At 32.9% G+C, this 2,819-nt stretch carries 3 protein-coding genes; 2 read left to right on the forward strand and 1 reads right to left on the reverse strand.

Features of this window, described 5'->3' with window-relative positions; genetic code table 11:
• Window positions 1-248 precede the first annotated feature (248 nt).
• Both FTV42_RS16075 and FTV42_RS16080 read left to right on the forward strand, forming a co-directional pair.
• Entirely contained in the window at window positions 249-992 is a 744-nt protein-coding gene (locus FTV42_RS16075) for a PmeII family type II restriction endonuclease (RefSeq protein WP_179996769.1), read from the forward strand.
• Window positions 993-1,242: 250 nt separating this feature from the next.
• The gene (locus FTV42_RS16080; protein WP_180039194.1) at window positions 1,243-2,487 is read left to right on the forward strand and encodes a DNA cytosine methyltransferase; all 1,245 of its coding nucleotides are present in this window, start codon (window positions 1,243-1,245) and stop codon (window positions 2,485-2,487) included.
• 16 nt (window positions 2,488-2,503) lie between these two features.
• Here the strand turns inward: FTV42_RS16080 and FTV42_RS16085 are convergent, their stop codons facing one another.
• On the reverse strand, window positions 2,504-2,749 hold the full coding sequence (locus FTV42_RS16085) for a helix-turn-helix domain-containing protein (protein WP_179997520.1): 246 nt from the start codon (window positions 2,747-2,749) through the stop codon (window positions 2,504-2,506).
• Between the last annotated feature and the right edge of the window lie 70 nt (window positions 2,750-2,819).

Here is a 2,819-nt window from a genome sequence, read left to right on the forward strand (position 1 = left end):
CTTCGGAAATTATCCGCAATTTCTGCGGATAAACCTTGGGTTAAGTTTTGAGCAATGTTGTACGCTCAGGCTGACATAAATTAGGGATCATTGCGTCTAAATGAAGTCTCTTCATAATTGTTTAGTGTTGTTGCAATAAAAAGTTTAGATGGCATTTTTTTGCTCATTAATGATATTGATAACATTAAAAATATATATAAAAGCTTATAATTAGAAGCAGTAATTAAATCCAATTTATAAGGACATGTATGTTGTTATCAGAAACACAAAAAAAAGAGATTTTAGTGAAAGCTAAGGATTGGTTTCGAAAAAGTGTTATGGAAAGTCACTTACGAAATGCCAAAAAACTAAAAAAAGCCTCTGAATTTAATATAAATCCTTTTACTGCAACATACTTAGCTAATTTTTTAACTGGAGATGCTTCCCCTGAAAGTATGGCTAAAGCATTAATTTACCCTCGAATTTTAGGTACGAGCATAAACACAACTTTTGGGGGGGCAATTCAAAATTTTACGAATGACGTATTAGGTACATTTAGCAGTACGACATTAGGAATTGATATTGAGTATGAAGATCAGCAAGATGGTAGAAAAAAATACTGTCAGATTAAATCAGGACCAAACACAATAAATAAAGATGATGTGGAGACGATTCATCAACATTTTAAAGCTGTAAAAAATTTAGCTCGAACAAATAATCTTGCGTTACAAGTCAATGATATGGTTGTTGGAATTGTCTATGGTGAGAGAAGTGAGATTAGTCAACATTATAAGAATTTAGAATCTAAACATGACTATATTGTGCTTGTTGGTAGAGAATTTTGGGAAAAATTAACTGGTGATAATGAGTTTTATGATGATTTAATAGCCGTAATTGATGAAGTAGCAGAAGAATCTGATTTTAGTGAGGAATTAGATTCTATAATTAAAGACTTATCTAATGATAAAAAAATTATAGAACTCTCTAACATGGCGAATAAAGAATCTAAGTGATCTTATGGGGTGGCTCCTCCATTATAAAAATGGGGGGAAATAAGCTTCTATTTTACCTGTAACTCATATCATGACGGCTATCCCTAAAGAGTTAGATAATTTTTCTGCCGAACAAGTTGCAGATGACTTATCTGTTTCAACCTTATATTTATCAAACATTGACACTATCAAAACTCCTAAAATAATTGTGGACCTGGCTCTCCTTCCACGTTAAACTTATGACTTGTTCTGTAATAACCTTAACGCACCTATGAATGTACTTACTTCCTTTGACGATTGCTTCTCCGCAGAAACAATTGCTGATGTCTTATCAGTTTCTAAAAGGAATATTGAATCATGGGCGAAGAATGGAAAACTTGTTCCGATTCTAGATCCTGCAACCCACAAAAAACCATATAAAAAAGAACAGTTAATTCAATTTCCTGAATTTTCTGCAATGTTTAATAGCTCATGGAAAGAACAAGAAAAAATAACTCCAATTAGAGAATTTTCTCTTGTCGAGTTATTTGCAGGAGCAGGCGGATTAGCTTTAGGTTTAGAAAAAGCTGGCTTCAAATCAATTTTATTAAATGAGAAAGATAAATTTGCATGTCAGACTTTACGATTTAATAGACCTGAATGGAACGTAATTGAAGATGATATTGCTAATGTTGATTTTCGTCATTTACAAGGAAAAGTTGACTTATTAACAGGAGGATTCCCATGCCAACCTTTTTCGTATGCTGGTAAACAGTTAGGTTTTGAAGATATCCGAGGAACTTTAGTTTTTGAGATGGCTAGAGCTATCAAAGAAATTCAACCTAAAGTTTTCTTAGCAGAAAATGTAAAGGGATTAGCGGAAAATGATGGTGGAAAAACATTAGAAACCATTATTTCTATTCTAGAAGAAATAGGTTATGAGATTGTTGAGAAAGATATTTATAAAGCATTATTTTATAAAACACCTCAAAAGCGTGAACGTCTTATAATTATTGGTGTTCGAAAAGATCTAGTTGGCCAAGCTAATTTTGAGAAACCGTCTCCCTATCATCGCATTCTAAATCTGCGTGATGCTTTCAAAGCTGGTGAATTATATGAAGATGATGTTCCTGAATCTATAAGTCAAAAATACCCTCAAAGAAAGGCCGAAATTATGTCGCATGTTCCTGAAGGTGGATACTGGAGAGATCTACCTCTAGAACTACAAATTGAATATATGAAAGGCAGTTTTCACTTAGGTGGTGGAAAAACAGGTATGGCTAGACGATTATCATGGGATGAACCAAGTCTAACATTGACTTGTGCGCCGGCACAAAAACAAACAGAACGTTGTCATCCAAGTGAAGATAGGCCTTTAACGACTAGAGAATATGCAAGAATCCAGACTTTCCCTGATAATTGGGTATTCCAAGGTTCAGCTAGCCAAATCTATAAACAAATTGGTAATGCTGTTCCAGTCAACTTAGCATTTGCTATCGGTAAATCATTAGTAAAAATGCTAAATCAAATGGATTAAACTTAAAAGGCACCTTCTAAAGGTGCCTTTTAATATTTTCTAGGGCATTTTCGACATCTTTAGATTTTGATTCTAGAGTCACTTTAAAATCTTTTAAATGATCATATTTTTTTAATTTTTTAACATAATTAGCAACTGTGTTGTTAGAGCATCCTAAGAAATTAGCTATTTCCCTTTGATAAAGACCATGATTTACATAAAGCTCATAAGCCAAAATCTGCTTTAATCCCATTGGGGTATCAAAAAACTTCTTGTCAAACATGCCACAAACAAACTTAATATAAACTCACTTATTATCATCCCATATATCAAAAGATTTAACATAAAATCTC

Source organism: Acinetobacter sp. YH16052 (genome assembly GCF_013417155.1).
Classification (GTDB): Bacteria; Pseudomonadota; Gammaproteobacteria; order Pseudomonadales; family Moraxellaceae; genus Acinetobacter.

Coding starts and splice junctions, on each gene's coding strand:
- FTV42_RS16075 (WP_179996769.1), top strand. CDS start 249: ATGTTGTTATCAGAAACACAAAAAAAAGAGATTTTAGTGAAAGCTAAG.
- FTV42_RS16085 (WP_179997520.1), bottom strand. CDS start 2,749: ATGTTTGACAAGAAGTTTTTTGATACCCCAATGGGATTAAAGCAGATT.
- FTV42_RS16080 (WP_180039194.1), top strand. CDS start 1,243: ATGAATGTACTTACTTCCTTTGACGATTGCTTCTCCGCAGAAACAATT.